The 17,249-nt window shown below is 69.1% G+C and carries 16 protein-coding genes and 1 tRNA gene; 9 read left to right on the top strand and 8 right to left on the bottom strand.

Annotated elements, in window-relative coordinates; all coding sequences use genetic code 11:
* Positions 1–4 precede the first annotated feature (4 nt).
* Entirely contained in the window at positions 5–1,744 is a 1,740-nt protein-coding gene (locus ABII15_RS19120; RefSeq protein WP_353943549.1) for a protein kinase, read from the bottom strand.
* Positions 1,745–1,882: 138 nt separating this feature from the next.
* A complete protein-coding gene (locus ABII15_RS19115) occupies positions 1,883–2,431 on the bottom strand; it encodes a DNA-binding protein (RefSeq protein ID WP_353943548.1) in 549 nt (182 codons plus the stop codon).
* Positions 2,432–2,614: 183 nt separating this feature from the next.
* Between ABII15_RS19115 and ABII15_RS19110 the strand changes: the two genes are divergently transcribed.
* A tRNA-Ala gene (locus ABII15_RS19110) sits at positions 2,615–2,687 on the top strand.
* 74 nt (positions 2,688–2,761) lie between these two features.
* Here the strand turns inward: ABII15_RS19110 and ABII15_RS19105 are convergent.
* The gene (locus tag ABII15_RS19105; protein WP_353947113.1) at positions 2,762–3,460 is read right to left on the bottom strand and encodes a DUF5324 family protein; all 699 of its coding nucleotides are present in this window, start codon (positions 3,458–3,460) and stop codon (positions 2,762–2,764) included.
* 317 nt (positions 3,461–3,777) lie between these two features.
* Between ABII15_RS19105 and ABII15_RS19100 the strand changes: the two genes are divergently transcribed.
* Together ABII15_RS19100 and ABII15_RS19095 are read left to right on the top strand one after the other, a co-directional pair.
* On the top strand, positions 3,778–4,305 hold the full coding sequence (locus tag ABII15_RS19100) for a peptidylprolyl isomerase (RefSeq protein ID WP_353943547.1): 528 nt from the start codon (positions 3,778–3,780) through the stop codon (positions 4,303–4,305).
* A gap of 102 nt (positions 4,306–4,407) precedes the next feature.
* A complete protein-coding gene (locus tag ABII15_RS19095; protein WP_353943546.1) occupies positions 4,408–5,301 on the top strand; it encodes a rhomboid family intramembrane serine protease in 894 nt (297 codons plus the stop codon).
* A gap of 277 nt (positions 5,302–5,578) precedes the next feature.
* Here ABII15_RS19095 and crgA read toward each other — a convergent pair whose 3' ends face one another.
* On the bottom strand, positions 5,579–5,836 hold the full coding sequence (crgA, locus tag ABII15_RS19090; RefSeq protein ID WP_111663030.1) for a cell division protein CrgA: 258 nt from the start codon (positions 5,834–5,836) through the stop codon (positions 5,579–5,581).
* 152 nt (positions 5,837–5,988) lie between these two features.
* On the opposite strand from crgA, the gene ABII15_RS19085 reads away from it, so the two are divergent.
* The 6 genes from ABII15_RS19085 to ABII15_RS19060 all read left to right on the top strand — a co-directional run bounded on the left by ABII15_RS19085 (position 5,989) and on the right by ABII15_RS19060 (position 10,451).
* Complete coding sequence (locus tag ABII15_RS19085) at positions 5,989–6,768, top strand: DUF881 domain-containing protein (protein ID WP_353943545.1); 780 nt, start codon at positions 5,989–5,991, stop codon at positions 6,766–6,768.
* A 45-nt stretch (positions 6,769–6,813) separates the two neighbouring features.
* A complete protein-coding gene (locus tag ABII15_RS19080) occupies positions 6,814–7,506 on the top strand; it encodes a class E sortase (protein ID WP_353943544.1) in 693 nt (230 codons plus the stop codon).
* Positions 7,507–7,545: 39 nt separating this feature from the next.
* The gene (locus ABII15_RS19075; protein WP_030685828.1) at positions 7,546–7,707 is read left to right on the top strand and encodes a hypothetical protein; all 162 of its coding nucleotides are present in this window, start codon (positions 7,546–7,548) and stop codon (positions 7,705–7,707) included.
* Complete coding sequence (locus tag ABII15_RS19070; protein WP_353943543.1) at positions 7,704–8,372, top strand: aminodeoxychorismate/anthranilate synthase component II; 669 nt, start codon at positions 7,704–7,706, stop codon at positions 8,370–8,372. The genes ABII15_RS19075 and ABII15_RS19070 overlap by 4 nt, the downstream gene beginning before the upstream one ends.
* A 5-nt stretch (positions 8,373–8,377) precedes the next feature.
* The gene (locus tag ABII15_RS19065) at positions 8,378–9,631 is read left to right on the top strand and encodes a class E sortase (protein ID WP_353947112.1); all 1,254 of its coding nucleotides are present in this window, start codon (positions 8,378–8,380) and stop codon (positions 9,629–9,631) included.
* A gap of 76 nt (positions 9,632–9,707) precedes the next feature.
* Entirely contained in the window at positions 9,708–10,451 is a 744-nt protein-coding gene (locus tag ABII15_RS19060; RefSeq protein ID WP_353943542.1) for a class E sortase, read from the top strand.
* Positions 10,452–10,565: 114 nt separating this feature from the next.
* On the opposite strand, the gene pknB is transcribed toward ABII15_RS19060, so the two are convergent.
* The 4 genes from pknB to ABII15_RS19040 all read right to left on the bottom strand — a co-directional run bounded on the left by pknB (position 10,566) and on the right by ABII15_RS19040 (position 17,238).
* Entirely contained in the window at positions 10,566–12,557 is a 1,992-nt protein-coding gene (gene pknB / locus ABII15_RS19055; protein WP_353943541.1) for a Stk1 family PASTA domain-containing Ser/Thr kinase, read from the bottom strand.
* A 205-nt stretch (positions 12,558–12,762) separates the two neighbouring features.
* The gene (locus ABII15_RS19050) at positions 12,763–14,220 is read right to left on the bottom strand and encodes a penicillin-binding transpeptidase domain-containing protein (protein WP_353943540.1); all 1,458 of its coding nucleotides are present in this window, start codon (positions 14,218–14,220) and stop codon (positions 12,763–12,765) included.
* Positions 14,217–15,656, bottom strand: coding sequence for an FtsW/RodA/SpoVE family cell cycle protein (locus tag ABII15_RS19045; protein WP_351449266.1), 1,440 nt, complete (start codon positions 15,654–15,656; stop codon positions 14,217–14,219). The genes ABII15_RS19050 and ABII15_RS19045 overlap by 4 nt, the downstream gene beginning before the upstream one ends.
* A 25-nt stretch (positions 15,657–15,681) precedes the next feature.
* Positions 15,682–17,238: a Stp1/IreP family PP2C-type Ser/Thr phosphatase gene (locus ABII15_RS19040; RefSeq protein WP_353943539.1), complete on the bottom strand. Its 1,557-nt coding sequence runs from the start codon at positions 17,236–17,238 to the stop codon at positions 15,682–15,684.
* Positions 17,239–17,249: the final 11 nt, after the last annotated feature.

Raw genomic sequence — 17,249 nt, 5'->3', positions numbered from 1 at the left:
GGCCTCAGGCCTGTGTCAGCGCCCAGATCCCCACGGCGATGCAGATCAGCGCGATGAGCACGATCGGGATCGTCACCCGTGGGGGTGGTCCGGGACGGCGCCGGGGAACTTCCCTGCCCTCCGATGCGTACAGAGAGTGACGATCCTGATCGGGTGGGGTCACGGTCGTCACCGTGTGTGCGGGACGAGGGGAGAGGGAGAGGCTGTGGGGGGACGTGACGACGGGAACGGGGGACTTCGCCCGAGGAGCGGGTGCCGGGCGCTGTGGCTCGGGGGCCGGCGCGGGCGGCGGCGTGACGGGCTGGACCGGCGGCATCGGAGGCACCGCGAGCGGGGGCGGGGACTGTTCCTCGGGGGCGGTCGGCGGTGGGAGTTGTTCTTCGGGGGCGGCCGGCGGTGGGAGTTGTTCTTCGGGGGCGGCCGGCGGCGGGAGATGGAAGCTGCCCGTCTCCGACATGGAGGGGAGAGGAGCCTTCGGGGCCGGTGGTTCCGGCGTCGGTGGTTCGGGATTCCGGGGGCTCTGGGAGTCCTGGGAGTTCTGAGGGTGCTCGGGGTGCTCGGGGTGCTGGGGGAGCTGGGGACGCTCGGGCCCCGGCGAGAAAGTGGGCGTGTGGGGTATGGGCGTGGGCGAGAGGGCCGCGGGCATCGGCCCGGGAGTCACCGGCGGCACCGGTGGCGGCGGCGGTGGCGTGAGCGGCATCTCGGGCGCGGGCCGCGGGGGCACGGACGAGGGCGCGGGCTGAGAAGGAGGCTGGGGCGGGGACAGGGGCCGTTCGGGCACCACCGTCGACTGCGTGTGCGAGGGAGCGGGGGCGGGCGAGGGGGCCGCTGGAGCGTGCAGCGGGCGGGCCCTGCGGCCGCGGGTGGCCGGCCCTTCGGGGCTGAACCCCGGGGGGAGCGGACCGAGTTGGTCGAAGACCTCGATCAGCTCGTCGTCGGGGCCCGGCTCCGGGAGGAGCTCGGCGGCGGCGAGCAGCGCCTTGCGGGCCCCGGTCGCGGTGCGGAAGCGCGCCTCGGGATCCGGCTGCAGCAGCCCGGCGAGGACACCCCACAGCGGCCCTGGCACGCCCTGCGGAGGTCCAGGGGTGCCGTGCTCCGCGAAGTGTTCGATCAGGGCCTTGCTGTCCGGCTTGGCGCCTTCGAGGAGATAGAGCGCGACCAGACCGGCGGCGAACAGGTCGGCGGGAAAGTCCGGCTCGGCCCCCAGCGCCTGTTCGGGGGCGATGTAACCGGGCGTTCCCACCACGTAGTTGGCCTCCGTCAGCCGTGGCTCGCCCTTGCGCATCGCGATGCCGAAGTCCGACAGGCGCAGATGCGGCAGGCCGGTGCCGGTGGCCTCCAGCAGGATGTTGGCCGGTTTGATGTCGCGGTGCACGACACCCTCCTCGTGCACCGCGGCGAGCCCGGCCAGCAGCTGGTCGAGGAGGAGACAGACGAACTGAGGGGGGAGCGGACCGTAGTCGCCGATCAGGTGGGCCAGCGAGCCGCCCGAGACCAGATCCATGGTGAACAGGACCTTGTCGTCGTCCGCGGCCCAGCTCGCCGGGGCCAGCACGTGCGGATGATCGATGCGCAGGGCCTGCTCGCGCACGAAGCGCAGCAGCGTGTGGGCGTCGCTCTGCTGCAGGACCTTGGCCGCCACATAGCGGTGGCGCCGGTGGTCCCAGGCACGCCACACGGCGCCCACTCCCCCGCGGCCGATGGGGTCGGCCAGTTCGTACCGGCCGGCGAAGACCTCACCCATGGTCGTGCGTCGCTCCCCTCCCGGGCCCACGCTGCGCAGGGCTCCATCGGACGTCGCGCGAGGTCGCCCGGCGCCGCCCGCGACCACCGTCGATGTCGGCGGTCACGGCACCGGCTGCCGTGCGGTGACCTCGCCGGGTCAGCTCTGGTGCGCCTGGTAGTGGGCGACCGCGTCCGAGGTGCGTCCCGCGCCGTACACCCGGAGGAACTCTGCCAGTTCCGGGTGGGTCCCCGCGAGGGAGTCGGCGGCGTCGATGATGTCGCCGGCGGCGGAGACGGAGCGCAGCAGCGACTGGATCTCACGCACCACGCGCTTGACTGTCGGAGCGCCCGAACCGGACGACGACTGGCCGGTGTTGGTGAGGACCGAGCCGCCCTGCGACTTCTTGATCTCGTCCATGCGCTCGGTGGCCTCGGCCGCGCTGACGCTGCCGTCGGCGACCTGCCCGGACAGCTCCTGCAGCTGCTGTACGCGCTGCACCACCGCGGGGTTGCCGATCTTGGCTCGCTGACCGCTCATCAGCTGGGACAGCATGGGTGCGGACAGTCCGAGCACTCCCGCCAGACGGGCCTGGTTGAGGCCGAGGTCCTCGATCAGCCGACGGAAGAGCGCCCCCAGCGGCTCCCCGTACCAGCTGCGCTGGAGCTCCCGGGCTCTTGCGGTAGCTTCCTGCTGTGCGGCGTCCATTGCGTCTCCCCATCGCTTCCCCAAGTACGGTGCTTCGCTGCCGCGAAGCACGTGGGGCATCTTACGGAGAGTGGTCGTCCGCCGGGACCCCCAATCCTTTTGCGGGATCCCGGGGGTGACCCGGTACTCTGGTCTGCGGTGCTCGTCCGGAGCGTGATTCAGCCGGTGCGACGCGTCGTTTTCGGGGCCTTAGCTCAGTTGGTAGAGCGCTGTCTTTGCATGGCAGATGTCAGGGGTTCGACTCCCCTAGGCTCCACCGAGAAGAACCCCCTTGACCTGTGGAGACATGGTCAAGGGGGTTCTTTCGTCGGACGCGGCGGTGAGTCGTCGTCAGTGCTTGTCCTCCGGGCCCGTCTCGGCCTCGGCCTGCTTGGCCTGGACCTCGGGGTCGAGGATGTCCTGACCGCTGCCGTCGACCGAGGCCAGCGGAGCGGAGTCGGGCACCTCGGTGGCGGCCGGCGGCTCGACGAGCCAGTCCGGGTTGGCCTGCTTGTCCCACCACTTCCACGCGGCGAACGCCCCGCCGGCCAGGATGCCCAGCACGGCCAGGCCCTTGGCGAGACGTCCGGCACGCGCCCGGCGCTCCTTCTTGCGGGCCAGCTTCCTGATCTGCTCGGGAGACACCTGCCCGCGCAGGGCGGCCAGCGCCGCGGTGCTGCGGGCCGCCGCCTCGTCGCGGACCGGACCGGCCGCGGCCACGGCGTGCTCCAGGCGCGGCTTGGAATAGTCGGCCGCCTGCCGGGCAGCCGTGCGGGTGCGGGCCGCTGCTTCGTGCGCGGCGTGATCGACCTTCGGCGGCACATGAGTGCGGGCCTGCTCAAGGCGCGGCGCAAGGTGTGCGTCGTACTGGACGCGAGCCTGCTGCGCGGCCTGCGAGACCTTGGGAGCGAGCGCGACACGGGCGTCGTGAGCGTACTGCGCGGCCTTGTCCTTGGCCGTTTCCGCGTAGGGCGCCACCACTTCCGCGGCGTGCAGCACGCTGTCCTTCGCCGAGCCGGTCGCGGCGCGCACGCTGTCGATGCGGGTCACGTGATCCTCCTCCTCGGTGGCGTACAGGTATTTCACCTTTCCACCCTTTTGCTGATCATGCCTGCTGGAAGTGCCCTACGGCGGTAAGGCTTGATAAGGATCGGTACCGACCAGTAGGGATCGGTACGAAGCGGAAAGAACGCTAAGAACGGTAAGGACGGGTAAGAGCGGTAAATAGGGCTTGTCGACGACAATGCCACGGATCGTGGCAGGGCGCTCCTGCTCTGTATCGAGTAGACCGGTTTTCGGTGGCTGAAACCCCCGTACCCGTGCCGTGCGAGGATCGGGCGAGCACAGGAGACGACGGAAGGCGGATCGTGGCCGAGCAGCTGTATGCCACCCTCAGGACGAATCAGGGCGACATCGAGGTCAGGCTTCTGCCGAACCACGCGCCCAAGACGGTCAAGAACTTCGTGGAGCTCGCCCGGGGTGAACGGGAGTGGACCAACCCGGAGACCGGTGAGAAGTCCACGGCCCCGCTCTACGACGGCACGGTCTTCCACCGTGTGATCAGCGGCTTCATGATCCAGGGCGGCGACCCGCTGGGGAACGGCACGGGCGGCCCGGGCTACCAGTTCGACGACGAGTTCCACCCCGACCTGGCCTTCACCAAGCCGTACCTGCTGGCGATGGCCAACGCGGGGCCGGGGACCAACGGCTCGCAGTTCTTCATCACCGTCTCGCCGACCGCCTGGCTGACCCGCAAGCACACCATCTTCGGCGAGGTCGTCGACGAGGCCAGCCAGAAGGTCGTGGATGCCATCGCCAACGCGACCACCAACCCGCGCACCGACCGTCCGGTCAACGACGTGGTCATCGAGTCGGTGGCCGTCGAGACCCGATAGGGCCGCAGGGAACCAATGCGCCCCGCTCGTCCGTAAGGATGGGCGGGGCGGCGCGTTGCCGCGCGGCGCCCCACCACCGCTCTCACCTAGGGGACGACCGACATGGAACAGGCGCCCGGCAGCCCGCAGGAACCGCAGGACGCGCAGGGCCTGCCCGGCTGCTACCGGCATCCGGACCGGCCGACCGGCATCCGCTGCACCCGCTGCGAGCGGCCCATCTGCCCGGAGTGCATGGTCAGCGCCTCGGTCGGGTTCCAGTGTCCGGAGTGCGTGCGCGACGGCTCGGGGACGGGACACGCCCCCACGGCCAACCAGCCGCGCACCCTCGCGGGCGGCACGATCGCGAGCGACCCGCGGCTGGTCACCAAGGTGCTGATCGGGATCAACGTCGCGGTGTTCATCGCGGTCCACGTGAGCAGCACGCTCCTCGACCACCTGGTGCTGGTCGGATCCTGGCCCCCGGCTCCCCTCGCGCCCAGGGAGGGCGTGGCGGTCGGGGAGTGGTATCGCCTGGTGACGTCGATGTTCGCGCACTACCAGGTCTGGCACATCGCGTTCAACATGCTCAGCCTGTGGTGGCTCGGCGGGCCTCTGGAGACCGCACTGGGCCGGGCCCGCTATCTGGCGCTCTACTTCGCTTCAGGGCTCGCGGGCAGCGCCGTGGCGTACATGTTCGGTGACCCGCACGGGTCCACTCTGGGAGCGTCCGGCGCCATCTACGGCCTGTTCGGCGCCACGGCGATCCTGATGCGCCGCCTCAACTACGACATGCGGCCGGTCATCGGGCTGCTCGTGGTCAATCTGATCTTCACGTTCACCTGGGCCGGCATCTCCTGGCAGGCCCACATCGGCGGCCTCGTGGCCGGCCTGGTCGTCGGTTACGCGATGGTGCACGCCCCGCGCGAGCGCCGTTCCCTCATCCAGTTCGGGACCTGCGCCGTGGTCCTGCTGGCCGTCGTCGTCACTGTCGTCGTCAGAACGGCTCAGCTCACCTGAGCACAGTTATCCACCGTTGTTGGCCCCAGTTGTCCACAGTGGACCGGGGAAGGTGCACAACGCGCCCCACACGACCTCGCCCCTCGCCTCTGACCTGGGCTTATCCCAGGAGAGGCAAGGGGCGAACGTGTGCTCGATGAGTGCCTGATTAGTCACACCAGCGTCAACAGCCTGAGGGTTATCCACAGATCGTAGAGTTATCCCCACTGTGGACAAGCCTTGTGGATAACTCAGTGGATAGCTTGGGGCAGAGCTGGCGATCAGGCCGGAGTGTGCGCTATTTCCACTGGGTGGAGACGCCGAACCCGGCGGCGATGAAGCCGAAGCCCACCACGATGTTCCAGTTGCCGAAGGCCTCGATGGGCAGCTGGGTGTCCGACACGTAGAAGACGACGATCCAGGCCAGCCCGATCAGGAACAGGGCGAGCATCACGGGAGCCACCCAACCGCGGTTGGTCAGCTTGATGTTGGCTGCCTGCTTCGACGCCGGCGGCGGCGTGTAGTCGGCCTTCTTGCGGATACGTGACTTCGGCACGAGGGTCTCTCCTGTCGATGCGCTGCGTGGCCGCGCAGGGAACGTGGGCTGGCTCCGGGCAGCGTACAAGCGGAACTTCAAAGGACTATGAGCGCTCCCCCGGCCGTCCGTTAGCGTAGTGCTTCCACGGCGTTGAAGGAGATAAGGGTACGTTGAGCAATTCTGCCGACCCCCGAAACCGCCCTGACCAGGGCGGCGCCCACGGCCGTTTCCGACCGGTGCGGGTGCTCACCGTGGGAGTTTTCGCCCTTGCCGGGCTGATCTTCTTCACCAGTTTCAATACGGCCAAGGGCACCAATATCCGCACGGATGCCTCTCTGCTGAAGCTCTCCGACCTCATTCAGGAGCGCAGCCACAAGAACCAGGAACTGGAAGCGGCCAACAGCGGAACCCGCGGGGACGTCGAGCGGCTCGCGCGGCGCGACGACGGCTCGACCAAGGCGGAGGACGAGAAGCTGGACCGCCTCCAGACGGCGTCCGGCACCAAGAAGCTGACCGGCGAGGCGATCTCCGTCACCCTCGACGACGCCCCGCCCGACGCCACCGTCCGGCTCCCCGGCTACCCCGACCCGCAGCCCGACGACCTCGTCATCCACCAGCAGGACCTCCAGGCCGTGGTGAACGCGCTGTGGCACGGCGGAGCCAAGGGCATCAAGGTCATGGACCAGCGCCTGATCGGCACCTCGGCCGTGCGCTGCGTGGGCAACACCCTGATCCTCCAGGGCCGCGTCTACTCGCCCCCGTACAAGATCACGGCGGTCGGCGACCCGGAGAAGCTGAAGGCCGCCGTCGCCGCCTCGCCCGAGATCCAGACGTACATGCTCTACGTCAACGCCTACGGGCTCGGCTGGAAAGTCGAGGACGACGGGGCGGTGACTCTTCCCGGCTACTCGGGCACAGTGGATCTCCACTACGCGAAGCCCGTGGACTAGCCGTGGAATAGCCGTGGAGTAGCTGCCCCTGGGGGACCAGTGTCGGTGCGAGTCGTCGTCCGGACGTTCAGCGAGTTGTGCATCACGGTGGGCGCCGTGATCGTGCTGTTCGTCGTGTACGTGCTGTTCTGGACCGGTGTGAAGGCCGACAGCGCGATGGACCACCAGATCGACGACCTCCAGAGGCAGTGGGCGAAGAGACCGGTCGCGAGCGCCGCGCCGTCCGACGGGCCGGCCCAGACCTCGCCGCCGAAGCCGGCCGCGTACAAGGACGGCAGGCCGTTCGCCGTGATGTACATCCCGCGGCTCGGTTTCACGTGGAACAAGCCGGTCCTGGAGGACACCGACGTCGGCACCCTGAAGAAGGGGCTCGGCCACTACTCCGGGACCGCGCAGCTCGGGCAGAAGGGGAACTTCGCGGTGGCCGGCCACCGGCGCACCTACGGTGACCCGTTCAAGGACTTCCCGAAGCTGCGGCCCGGCGACGACGTGGTGCTCACGGACGGGACGACCTGGTTCACGTACGTCATCGACACCGAGCCCTACAAGACGCTGCCCAGCGATGTCGCCGTCATCGACCCGGTGCCGGTCAAGTCCGGATACAAGGAACCGGGCCGCTATCTGACGCTCACGACCTGCGAGCCCGAGTGGGGCCACAGCCATCGGCTGATCGTGTGGGGCCACCTTGATTCCACTCAGCCTGTAGAGGCCGGGAAACCGAAAGCCTTGCGCCGTTAGTCTGGTGCCGTAGCGGACAGTGTGGAGGGAGCGACCGGCATGTACGGCTGGATCTGGCGGCATCTGCCGGGGAACGCTTGGGTGAGGGCACTGATTTCGGTCGTGCTGGTTCTGGCAGTCGTCTATGTGCTGTTCCAGTACGTCTTTCCGTGGGCCGAGCCGCTGCTGCCCTTCAACGACGTAACGGTGGACGGTCAGTGAGCACTGGAACGACCCGCGACGAGAACCGCAGGACGCGCATCCTCGTCGTCGACAACTACGACAGCTTCGTCTTCAACCTCGTCCAGTACCTGTACCAGCTGGGTGCCGAGTGCGAGGTGCTGCGCAACGACGAGGTGACGACCGCGCACGCCCAGGACGGCTTCGACGGCGTGCTGCTGTCACCGGGACCCGGCGCTCCCGAACAGGCCGGTGTCTGCATCGAGATGGTGCGGTACTGCGCCGCGACCGGGGTGCCCGTCTTCGGCGTCTGCCTCGGCATGCAGTCGATGCAGGTGGCGTACGGGGGTGTGGTGGACCGGGCGCCCGAGCTGCTGCACGGCAAGACGTCCCTGGTGCGGCACGAGGGCAAGGGCGTCTTCGCCGGACTGCCCGACCCGTTCACCGCGACCCGCTACCACTCGCTGGCCGCCGAACCGGGCACGGTCCCGGCCGAGCTGGAGGTCACCGCCCGCACCGACGACGGCATCATCATGGGGCTGCGCCACCGTGAACTGCCCGTCGAGGGAGTCCAGTTCCATCCGGAGTCCGTCCTCACCGAGCACGGGCACCTGATGCTGGCGAACTGGCTCGCGGAGTGCGGGGACGCCGGCGCGGTCGCACGGTCGGCCGGGCTGGCCCCGGTCGTGGGCAGGGCCTCGGCGTGACCGCGGTGCGCCCCGAGCGCGAGGGGGGAGGGGAGGCGGCGGAGCTGGCGGACGCCGTGCGGCGCCTCGACGACCCCCTCAGCGACCCGTTGCCGGGGCAGCACCCCTCGCCGTGGTTCAGGGCGGCGCAGGAGGAGCCGCAGGCCGAGCCTCAGCGGCCCGAGCCGGAGCCCGAGTGGTACGACCCCGACGGGTACGCGACGGACTGGTACGGAGGCGCCCAGCGGCCCGCCACGCCCGCTGTCCCGCAGACGCCCGCCCCCGCACCGGCGCCCGACCCCGCTCCGGCGCCGATCCCGGCCCAGGCACCGGCTCCCGCCCCCGCCGCATCTCCGGCCTCCGCCCCCGAGCCCGCCTTCCTCCCCGTACAGGACGACGAGACGGTCGCGCTGCGCACCGCCGACACCCGGCGGGCCGCCGCGCCGGAGCGGCCCGTCGTCACCGGCGGCCGGGCCGAGCGCAGGAAGGCCGCCAAGCGCGGCGGCGGCCGGCGGCGCGCGGGAGCGCCTCCCGCCGAGGACGGGACGGCGGCCGACGACCGGCCGCTGAGCCGCGTCGAGGCCCGCCGGGCGGCGAAGGCGGCCAAGCCGGGCGCCGGGGTCATAGCCAGCCGCGCGATCGGCGAAGTCTTCATCACCTTCGGGGTGCTGATGCTGCTGTTCGTCACCTACCAGCTCTGGTGGTCGAACATCCGGGCCCACAATCTGGCGGGCAGCGCCCGCGACCACCTCGAGGACGACTGGGCGAACGGCAAGCGCAAGCCGGGTTCGTTCGAGCCCGGTCAGGGCTTCGCGATCCTCTACATACCCAAGCTGGACGTCGTCGTGCCGATCGCCGAGGGCATCAGCAAGACGAAGGTCCTCGACAAGGGCATGGTCGGGCACTACGGCAAGGACAGCATCCCGACCGCGATGCCGGACGCCAAGACCGGCAACTTCGCGCTCGCGGGCCACCGCAACACCCACGGCGAGCCGTTCCGCTACATCAACCGGCTGGAGCCGGGCGATCCGATCGTGGTCGAGACGCAGGACAAGTACTACGTGTACAAGATGTCGAGCCGGCTGAACCAGACCTCCCCGTCGAACACCGCGGTGATCAACCCGGTTCCGGTGGGCTCCGGATTCACCAAGGCGGGTCGTTACATCACCCTGACGACGTGCACACCGGAATTCACCAGTACGTATCGAATGATCGTCTGGGGCAAGATGGTCGAGGAGCGCCCGCGCAGCAAGGGCAAGCCGGACGCGCTCGTCGAGTAGCGGGTCCAGCAGGGCGCAGTCGAGCATGGCGCAGTCGACCACCGGCAGTACGGGCACAGGGACGGGGCAACAAGCAGTGGCAGCGACGACCACCGACCACGACGAGGACGCGGCCGAGCCGAAGGCTCCCTCGCCCTCGCCCCGTCGCGGACGGATCGCGACGGCCGTCAGCGTCTTCGGCGAACTCCTCATCACGGCGGGCCTGATCCTCGGCCTGTTCGTCGCCTATTCACTGTGGTGGACGAACGTCGTCGCCGATCGTGCCGCCCACAAGCAGGGCGACAGGGTCCGCGAGCACTGGGCCGGCGGCAACAGCGGTCCCGGCGCCCTGGACACCAAGGACGGCATCGGGTTCCTGCACGTCCCGTCGATGAAGAACGGTGAGGTGCTGGTCGAGAAGGGCACCTCGTCGAAGGTCCTCAACGACGGTGTCGCCGGCTACTACACGAACCCCGTGAAGGCGGACCTGCCGACCACCGGCAAGAACGGCAACTTCTCGCTGGCCGCGCACCGCGACGGGCACGGCGCCAAGTTCCACAACATCGACAAGATCAAGAAGGGCGACCCGATCGTCTTCGAGACGAAGGACGACTGGTACGTCTACAAGGTCTACGACATCCTCCCGGAGACCTCGAAGTACAACGTCGACGTGATCGACCGGGTCCCCAAGGAGTCGGGCGTCAAGAAGGCCGGGAAGTACATCACGCTGACCACCTGCACGCCCGTCTACACGTCGGAGTACCGCTACGTGGTGTGGGGCGAGCTGGACCGGGTGGAGAAGGTGGACGCCGACCGGACGCCGCCGAAGGAGCTCAGGTAGTACCTGACGCACGGACGAGGGTGATCAGGCGACGACGACCACCCGACCGACAGACGAAGGGCCCCGCCCCTCCCGGAGGAGGAGCGGGGCCCTTTCGTGTGCGCGGGGTGCGGGTCAGCCGTTGTTGCCGCCGAAGATCCCGCCGTTCCCGTTCCCGCCGTTGTTGCCGTTACCGCCGACCGTGGTCAGGGTGATCGGGGTGTTGGCCGGGTCGACCTGGCTGCCGGGGGCCGGGTCCGCGTTGGCGACCAGGGCGTTGTCGTCGCCGCTGCTGCCGTCCGCGAGCTGGATGTTCTTGAAGCCGGCGTCCTGCAGCATCTTCTTGGCGTCCTTGAGCGGACGGCCGCGGACCTCGGGCACCGCGGTCTGCGCCGGTGCCTTGGCGACGGTCAGGGTGACCGTCGAGTTGGGGTCGGCCTGGGAGCCGGCGGCGAGGCTCTGCTTGAAGACCTTGCCGGCTTCGACCGACGCGTTCTCCTCCTCGGCGCAGGTCGCCTTCAGGTCGGCCTCCTGCAGCTTGGCCGTGGCCTCGTCGCAGGAGAGGTTGGTGCCGGAGGACACGTCGGGGACCTGGGTCTGCGCCTTCTGCTTGGACACCGTGATGGTGACCGTGGAGCCGGACTGCTTCTCGGTACCGGGCTGGGGGTCCTGGTCGAGGACCTTGCCGGCTTCCTGCGTGGTCTCCTCGGACTTGATCTTGACCACGAAGCCCTTGTCCTCGAGGCGGCTGCGGGCTTCGTCCTCGGACTTGTTGATGACGTTCGGGACCGCCACCTTCGGCGCGCCCGTCGACATCCGGACGGTGATCGTGTCGCCCTTGGAGACCGAGCCGTCCTTGGGGTCCTGCTCGCAGACAGTCTTCGCGGGCTCGTTCTTGCACGCCATGCTCGTGCCCTTTTCGACCTTCAGGTCGACGTTGCCCGCCTTCTTCGTGGCGGACTCGAAGGTCTCGCCCACCAGGTTGGGCACCGCCACCTTGCCGTTGTCGCCGCTGCCGCCGCTGGAGATCCACTTGCCGATCAGGATCGCGCCGATCAGCACCAGGACGCCCGCGACCACGAGCAGGATCGTCGACGTGCGGTTCTTGCCCTGCTGGCGGCGGCGGTCGGGGCGGTCGTCGTAGCCGTGGCCGCCGTCGTCCGGGTTGATCGGGGGCAGCATCGACGTCGGCGCCCCGCCGCTCTGCTGGCCCAGCATCATCGTCTGCTGGTCGCCCGGGCCGCCGCCGTAGCCGACCGCGCCCATGGCGGCGGTGGCGGCGACGGGCTGCCCGTCGAGGCACGCCTCGATGTCGGCGCGCATCTCGTCGGCCGACTGGTAGCGGTAGTCGGGGTCCTTGGTCAGCGCCTTGAGGACGATGGCGTCCATCTCGGGCGTGATCTCGGAGTCGAAGACCGACGGGGGCTGTGCCTCTTCGCGTACGTGCTGGTAGGCGACCGCGACCGGGGAGTCCCCGACGAACGGCGGACGGACCGTCAGCAGCTCGTACAGCAGGCAGCCGGTGGAGTACAGGTCGGAGCGGGCGTCGACCTGCTCGCCCTTGGCCTGCTCCGGCGAGAGGTACTGCGCCGTGCCGATGACCGCGGCGGTCTGCGTCATCGTCATGCCGGAGTCGCCCATGGCGCGGGCGATGCCGAAGTCCATGACCTTCACCTGACCGTTGCGGGTCAGCATGACGTTGGCCGGCTTGATGTCGCGGTGGACGATGCCCGCCCGGTGCGAGTACTCCAGGGCCTGGAGGATGCCGACGGTCATCTCCATGGCGCGCTCCGGCAGGAGCTTGCGGCCGGAGTGCAGCAGCTCGCGCAGCGTGGAACCGTCGACGTACTCCATCACGATGTACGGGATGGAGACCTGGTCGACGTAGTCCTCGCCCGTGTCGTAGACCGCCACGATCGCGGGATGGTTGAGCGAGGCGGCCGACTGGGCCTCCCGGCGGAACCGGGCCTGGAACGACGGGTCACGCGCGAGGTCCACCCGCAGCGTCTTCACCGCCACGGTGCGGCCGAGCCGGGTGTCGTGCGCGAGGTAGACCTCCGCCATGCCACCACGGCCGAGCACCTGGCCCAGCTCGTACCGGCCGCCGAGGCGACGCGGCTCTTCCATGGTTACCTACCAGCCCTCTCCGTCGGTCCCGACCGTCCCGTGCGGGGTCGGGCGGTGTGCTGTCCGGGCATACCGTACCCGGCTTGCCCAGCGTGACCTGGCCGCCACCGAGACCCGTGACAGGACCGGTATCGCCACGTGCGTCAATGTGAAGAACAGGTGACCGGGCTCACAGAATCTGGTGAAGCCCGGTCACGGTCCGTCGCTACTTGCTGTTGATGACCGCTTCCATCACGCTCTTCGCGATCGGGGCGGCCAGACCGCCACCGGAGATGTCCTGGCGGCTGGCGTCGCTGTCCTCGACGACCACGGCCACCGCGACCGGCGTTCCGGAGCTGGTCTTGGCGTAGCTGACGAACCACGCGTACGGCTTCTCGCTGTTGTCGACACCGTGCTGGGCGGTACCGGTCTTGCCGCCGACCGTGACATTCGGGATGCGCGCGCTCTGGCCGGTGCCGTCGTTGACGACCGTCTCCATCATCGACTGGAGCTTCTGCGCGTTCTCCTCGGAGAGCGGCCGGCTCATCTCCTCCGGCTCGGTCTTCTCGATGACGTCGATATTCGGGGCCTGGAGCTGGTCGACCATGTACGGCTTCATCAGCTTGCCGTCGTTGGCGATCGCGGAGGCGACCATGGCCATCTGCAGCGGGGTGGCCGCGGTGTTGTACTGGCCGATGGACGACAGGGCGGTCTGCGACGGGTTCATGTCGTCGTCGAAGTTCGACGCGTTGGAGCGGACCGGGACGAACTGCTGCTCGTTGAAGCCGAACTTGTCGGCCTCCTCGACCATCTTGTCGTTGCCGAGGTCGGAGCCGATCTTGCCGAAGACGGTGTTGCAGGAGACCTTCAGGGCGACCCGCAGTGTCGCGTTCTCACACGGGATGTTGCCTTCGTTCTTCAGCGGCGTCGTGGTGCCCGGCATGGTCCACGGCAGCGGCGTCTCCGTCTTCTTGTCCGGGTCGTAGTCGCCGCTCTCCAGCGCCGCGGCGGCCGTGACCAGCTTGAACGTCGAACCCGGCGGGTACGTCTCGCGCAGCGCGCGGTTCAGGAGCGGCTTGTCCTTGTCCTTGTCGAGCTTGGAGAAGGTCGCGCCGTCGTCGTTGCTGTTTCCGGCGAACGACGAGGGGTCGTACGAGGGCGTGGAGGCGAGCGCGAGGATCTTGCCGGTGGACGGCTCGATGGCGGCGACGGCGCCCTTGCCGCGGTTCTTCAGGCCGTCGTAGGCGGCCTTCTGCGCCTTGGCGTTGAGGGTGGTGACGACGTTGCCACCCTCCTTCTTCTTGCCCGTGATCATGTCGAGGGTGTTGCGGAAGAAGAGCCGGTCGTCGTTGCCGGTGAGGATGCCGTCCTCGATCGACTCGATCTGGGTGGCGCCGACGACCTGCGAGGCGTACCCGGTGACGGGCGACCACATGGGTCCGTCCTTCCAGGTCCGCTTGTACTTCAGGTCGGTGCCGCTCGTCGCCTTCGAACCGGTGATCGACTTGCCGTCGACGATGATGTCGCCGCGCGGCGTCGAGTAACGGGCGATGGCGACACGGCGGTTGTCGTCGTCGGAGGCGAGGCTGTCCGCCTTGACGTACTGGAGCCAGTTGTCGCGGATCAGCAGGGTCAGGATCAGGAGTCCGCAGAAGATCGCGATGCGGCGCAGGGGTTTGTTCACGGTCGGACCACCTGGGTCATCTCGGCGTCGGGACTGGGCGTCGGGCTGGGAGCGGGCCGGCGCGCGGTGTCGCTGATGCGGATCAGGATGCCGATCAGCGCCCAGTTCGCGATGACCGAGGAACCGCCGTACGCGAGGAACGGCATCGTCATACCGGTCAGCGGGATGAGCCCCATGACACCGCCGGCGACGACGAAGACCTGGAGGGCGAACGCGCCGGACAGACCGACCGCGAGCAGCTTGCCGAAGGGGTCGCGGGCGGCGAGGGCGGTGCGCACACCGCGCTCGACGATCAGCGCGTAGATCAGCAGCAGCGCCATCAGGCCGGCCAGGCCCAGCTCCTCGCCGAAGGTGGCGAGGATGAAGTCGGAGTTCGCGGCGAACCGGATCAGCTCGGAGTGGCCCTGGCCGAGGCCGGTGCCGAGGGTGCCGCCGGAGCCGAACGCCCACAGCGCCTGCATGGCCTGCTCGGAGTGGCCGCCCACGCCCTGCCGGCTGAGCAGGTACTCCTTCATCGGGTCGAGCCAGGCGTCGACGCGCTGCTGGATGTGCGGCTCGAAGCTGGCCACGCCGACCGCGCCGACCGCGGACATCAGCAGACCGAAGACGATCCAGCTGGTCCGCTCGGTGGCGACGTACAGCATGATCACGAACATGCCGAAGAACAGCAGCGAGGTACCGAGGTCGGTCTCGAAGACGAGGATGAGGATCGAGATCGCCCAGACCACGATGATCGGCCCGAGGTCGCGGCCGCGCGGCAGGTAGAGCCCCATGAAGCGGCGCGAGGCCAGCGCCAGCGCGTCCCGCTTCACCATGAGGTAACCGGCGAAGAAGATCGCCAGAGCGATCTTCGCGAACTCACCGGGCTGGATGGAGAAGCCGCCGATGTGGATCCAGATCTTGGCGCCGTAGATGTTCACGCCGAGGCCCGGGACCAGCGGCAGCAGCAGCAGGACGATCGCGCCGAGCATCGAGATGTAGGTGTAGCGCTGAAGGACGCGGTGGTCCTTCAGGAAGATCAGCACCGCGATGAAGAACGCGATGCCGATCGCCGTGTACATCAGCTGCTTGGGCGCGGCACTGCCCGCCTGCCCGATCGACTGGAGCAGCTTCGACTGGTCGAGCCGCCAGATGACGACGAGCCCCAGGCCGTTGAGGAGCGTGGCCAGCGGCAGCAGCAGCGGGTCCGCGTACGCCGCGAATTTCCGTACGACGATGTGGGCGACGCCGGCGAGCAGGCCGAGGCCGAGCCCGTAACCGAGCAGGCCGGCCGGCAGCGAGCCGTCGAGCGCGAGGCCCACATTGGCGTAGGCGAAGACCGGGATGACCACCGCGAACGCCAGCAGGGCCAGCTCGGTGTTGCGCCGGCTCGGTGCGCCGATCGCGCCGATGGTCGACGTATGGGTCGTGGAACTACTACTGAGAGAACTGCTCATGGCGTGCTGAGGCCCCCAACGGCTTCTACTGCTGTGCGCACGCCTTGGCCAGCTGCTGCTCTTCGTCGGAGAGAGTGGGGCCAGGAGTGGGCTTGGGAGAGGACTTGGACTTGCCGGACGGCGACGAGGACGGGTTCGGCGTGGGGGTGGCGGTCGCCACGCGGTACGAGGCCTTGGACGCCGTCCCACCTGTGGTGGTTCCGCCGGCTTCGCCCTCGCCGGTCTTCGCGTTCTTCTCGTTCTCGGCCTTCTGCCGCTCGGCCTGCTTCTCGCATGCCGTGGCCTGCGCGGAGAGTTCGTCGATCTTGTCCTGGGCGGCTGCCAGGTCGCCTTCGGTGATCGTCTCCTCGACCTGCTTCTTCTGGTACGGCGGCAGGTACTTGAGCTCGATCTCCGGGTGATCCTTCTCCACCTTCGACAGCGTCACCCAGGCAAGGTCCTGGTTGATGCCGCGGTAGAGCGCCACGTGGTCGTCGTTCGAGCCGACGAAGTACTGGGTCTGCGTCCAGCGATAACCGCCGTAGAGGCCACCGCCGATGACGCCGAGGGCGAGCACGATGTACAGCGATCTCTTGAACCACTTGAAGCGGCGGCGGGGCTTGGTGTACTCGCCGTCGTCGTCGGCGTACGCGCCGAAGTCCCCCTCGGGCGCGTAACCGCCGCTGTCCCCGCTGCCGGGCGGGCCGAACTCGCCGCCGCCCTGGCCCGGCACCGGCCGGCCCGAACCGCGACCGAGCGCCGCCGCGCGGCCCGCCGGGGTCTCCATGGCGCCGCCGTCGTGCAGCTGGTGCTGGTTCTCGGCGACCGCGCCCACGATGACCGGGGCGTCGGAGATGTGTCCGGCGAGGGTGTCCCCGCCGTCGATGTCGAGGACATCGGCGACGATCACGGTGATGTTGTCCGGGCCGCCGCCGCGCAGCGCCAGCTGGATCAGGTCCTGGACGGTCTCCTGCGGGCCCTGGTAGCTGGCGAGGGTCTCCTCCATCGTCTGGTGGGAGACGACGCCGGACAGGCCGTCGGAGCAGATCAGATAGCGGTCGCCGGCCCGCACCTCGCGGATGGAGAGGTCCGGTTCGACGTGGTCGCCGCTGCCCAGCGCGCGCATGAGGAGGGACCTCTGCGGGTGCGTGGTGGCCTCTTCCTCGGTGATGCGGCCCTCGTCGACGAGGCGCTGCACCCAGGTGTGGTCCTGCGTGATCTGTGTGAGCACACCGTCGCGCAGCAGGTACGCGCGCGAGTCGCCGACGTGCACGAGGCCGAGCCGCTGGCCGGTCCACAGCAGGGCGGTGAGGGTCGTCCCCATGCCCTCGAGCTGCGGGTCCTCCTCGACCATCATGCGGAGCTGGTCGTTGGCCCGCTGCACGGCGGTGCCGAGCGAGGTCAGGATGTCGGAGCCGGGCACGTCGTCGTCGAGCGCGACGATGGTGGAGATCACCTCGGAGGAGGCGACCTCACCGGCGGCCTGGCCGCCCATTCCGTCGGCGATCGCGAGGAGCCTCGGACCGGCGTAGCCGGAGTCCTCGTTGCCCTCGCGGATCATGCCCTTGTGCGATCCGGCGGCGAAGCGCAGTGACAGACTCATGCGCACCTGCC

Source organism: Streptomyces sp. HUAS MG91, from assembly GCF_040529335.1.
In the GTDB taxonomy this organism is placed as follows: Bacteria; Actinomycetota; Actinomycetes; order Streptomycetales; family Streptomycetaceae; genus Streptomyces; species Streptomyces tabacisoli.
The sequence above is the reverse complement of the archived record's forward strand: the minus strand, read 5'-3'. Positions and strand labels throughout refer to the sequence as shown.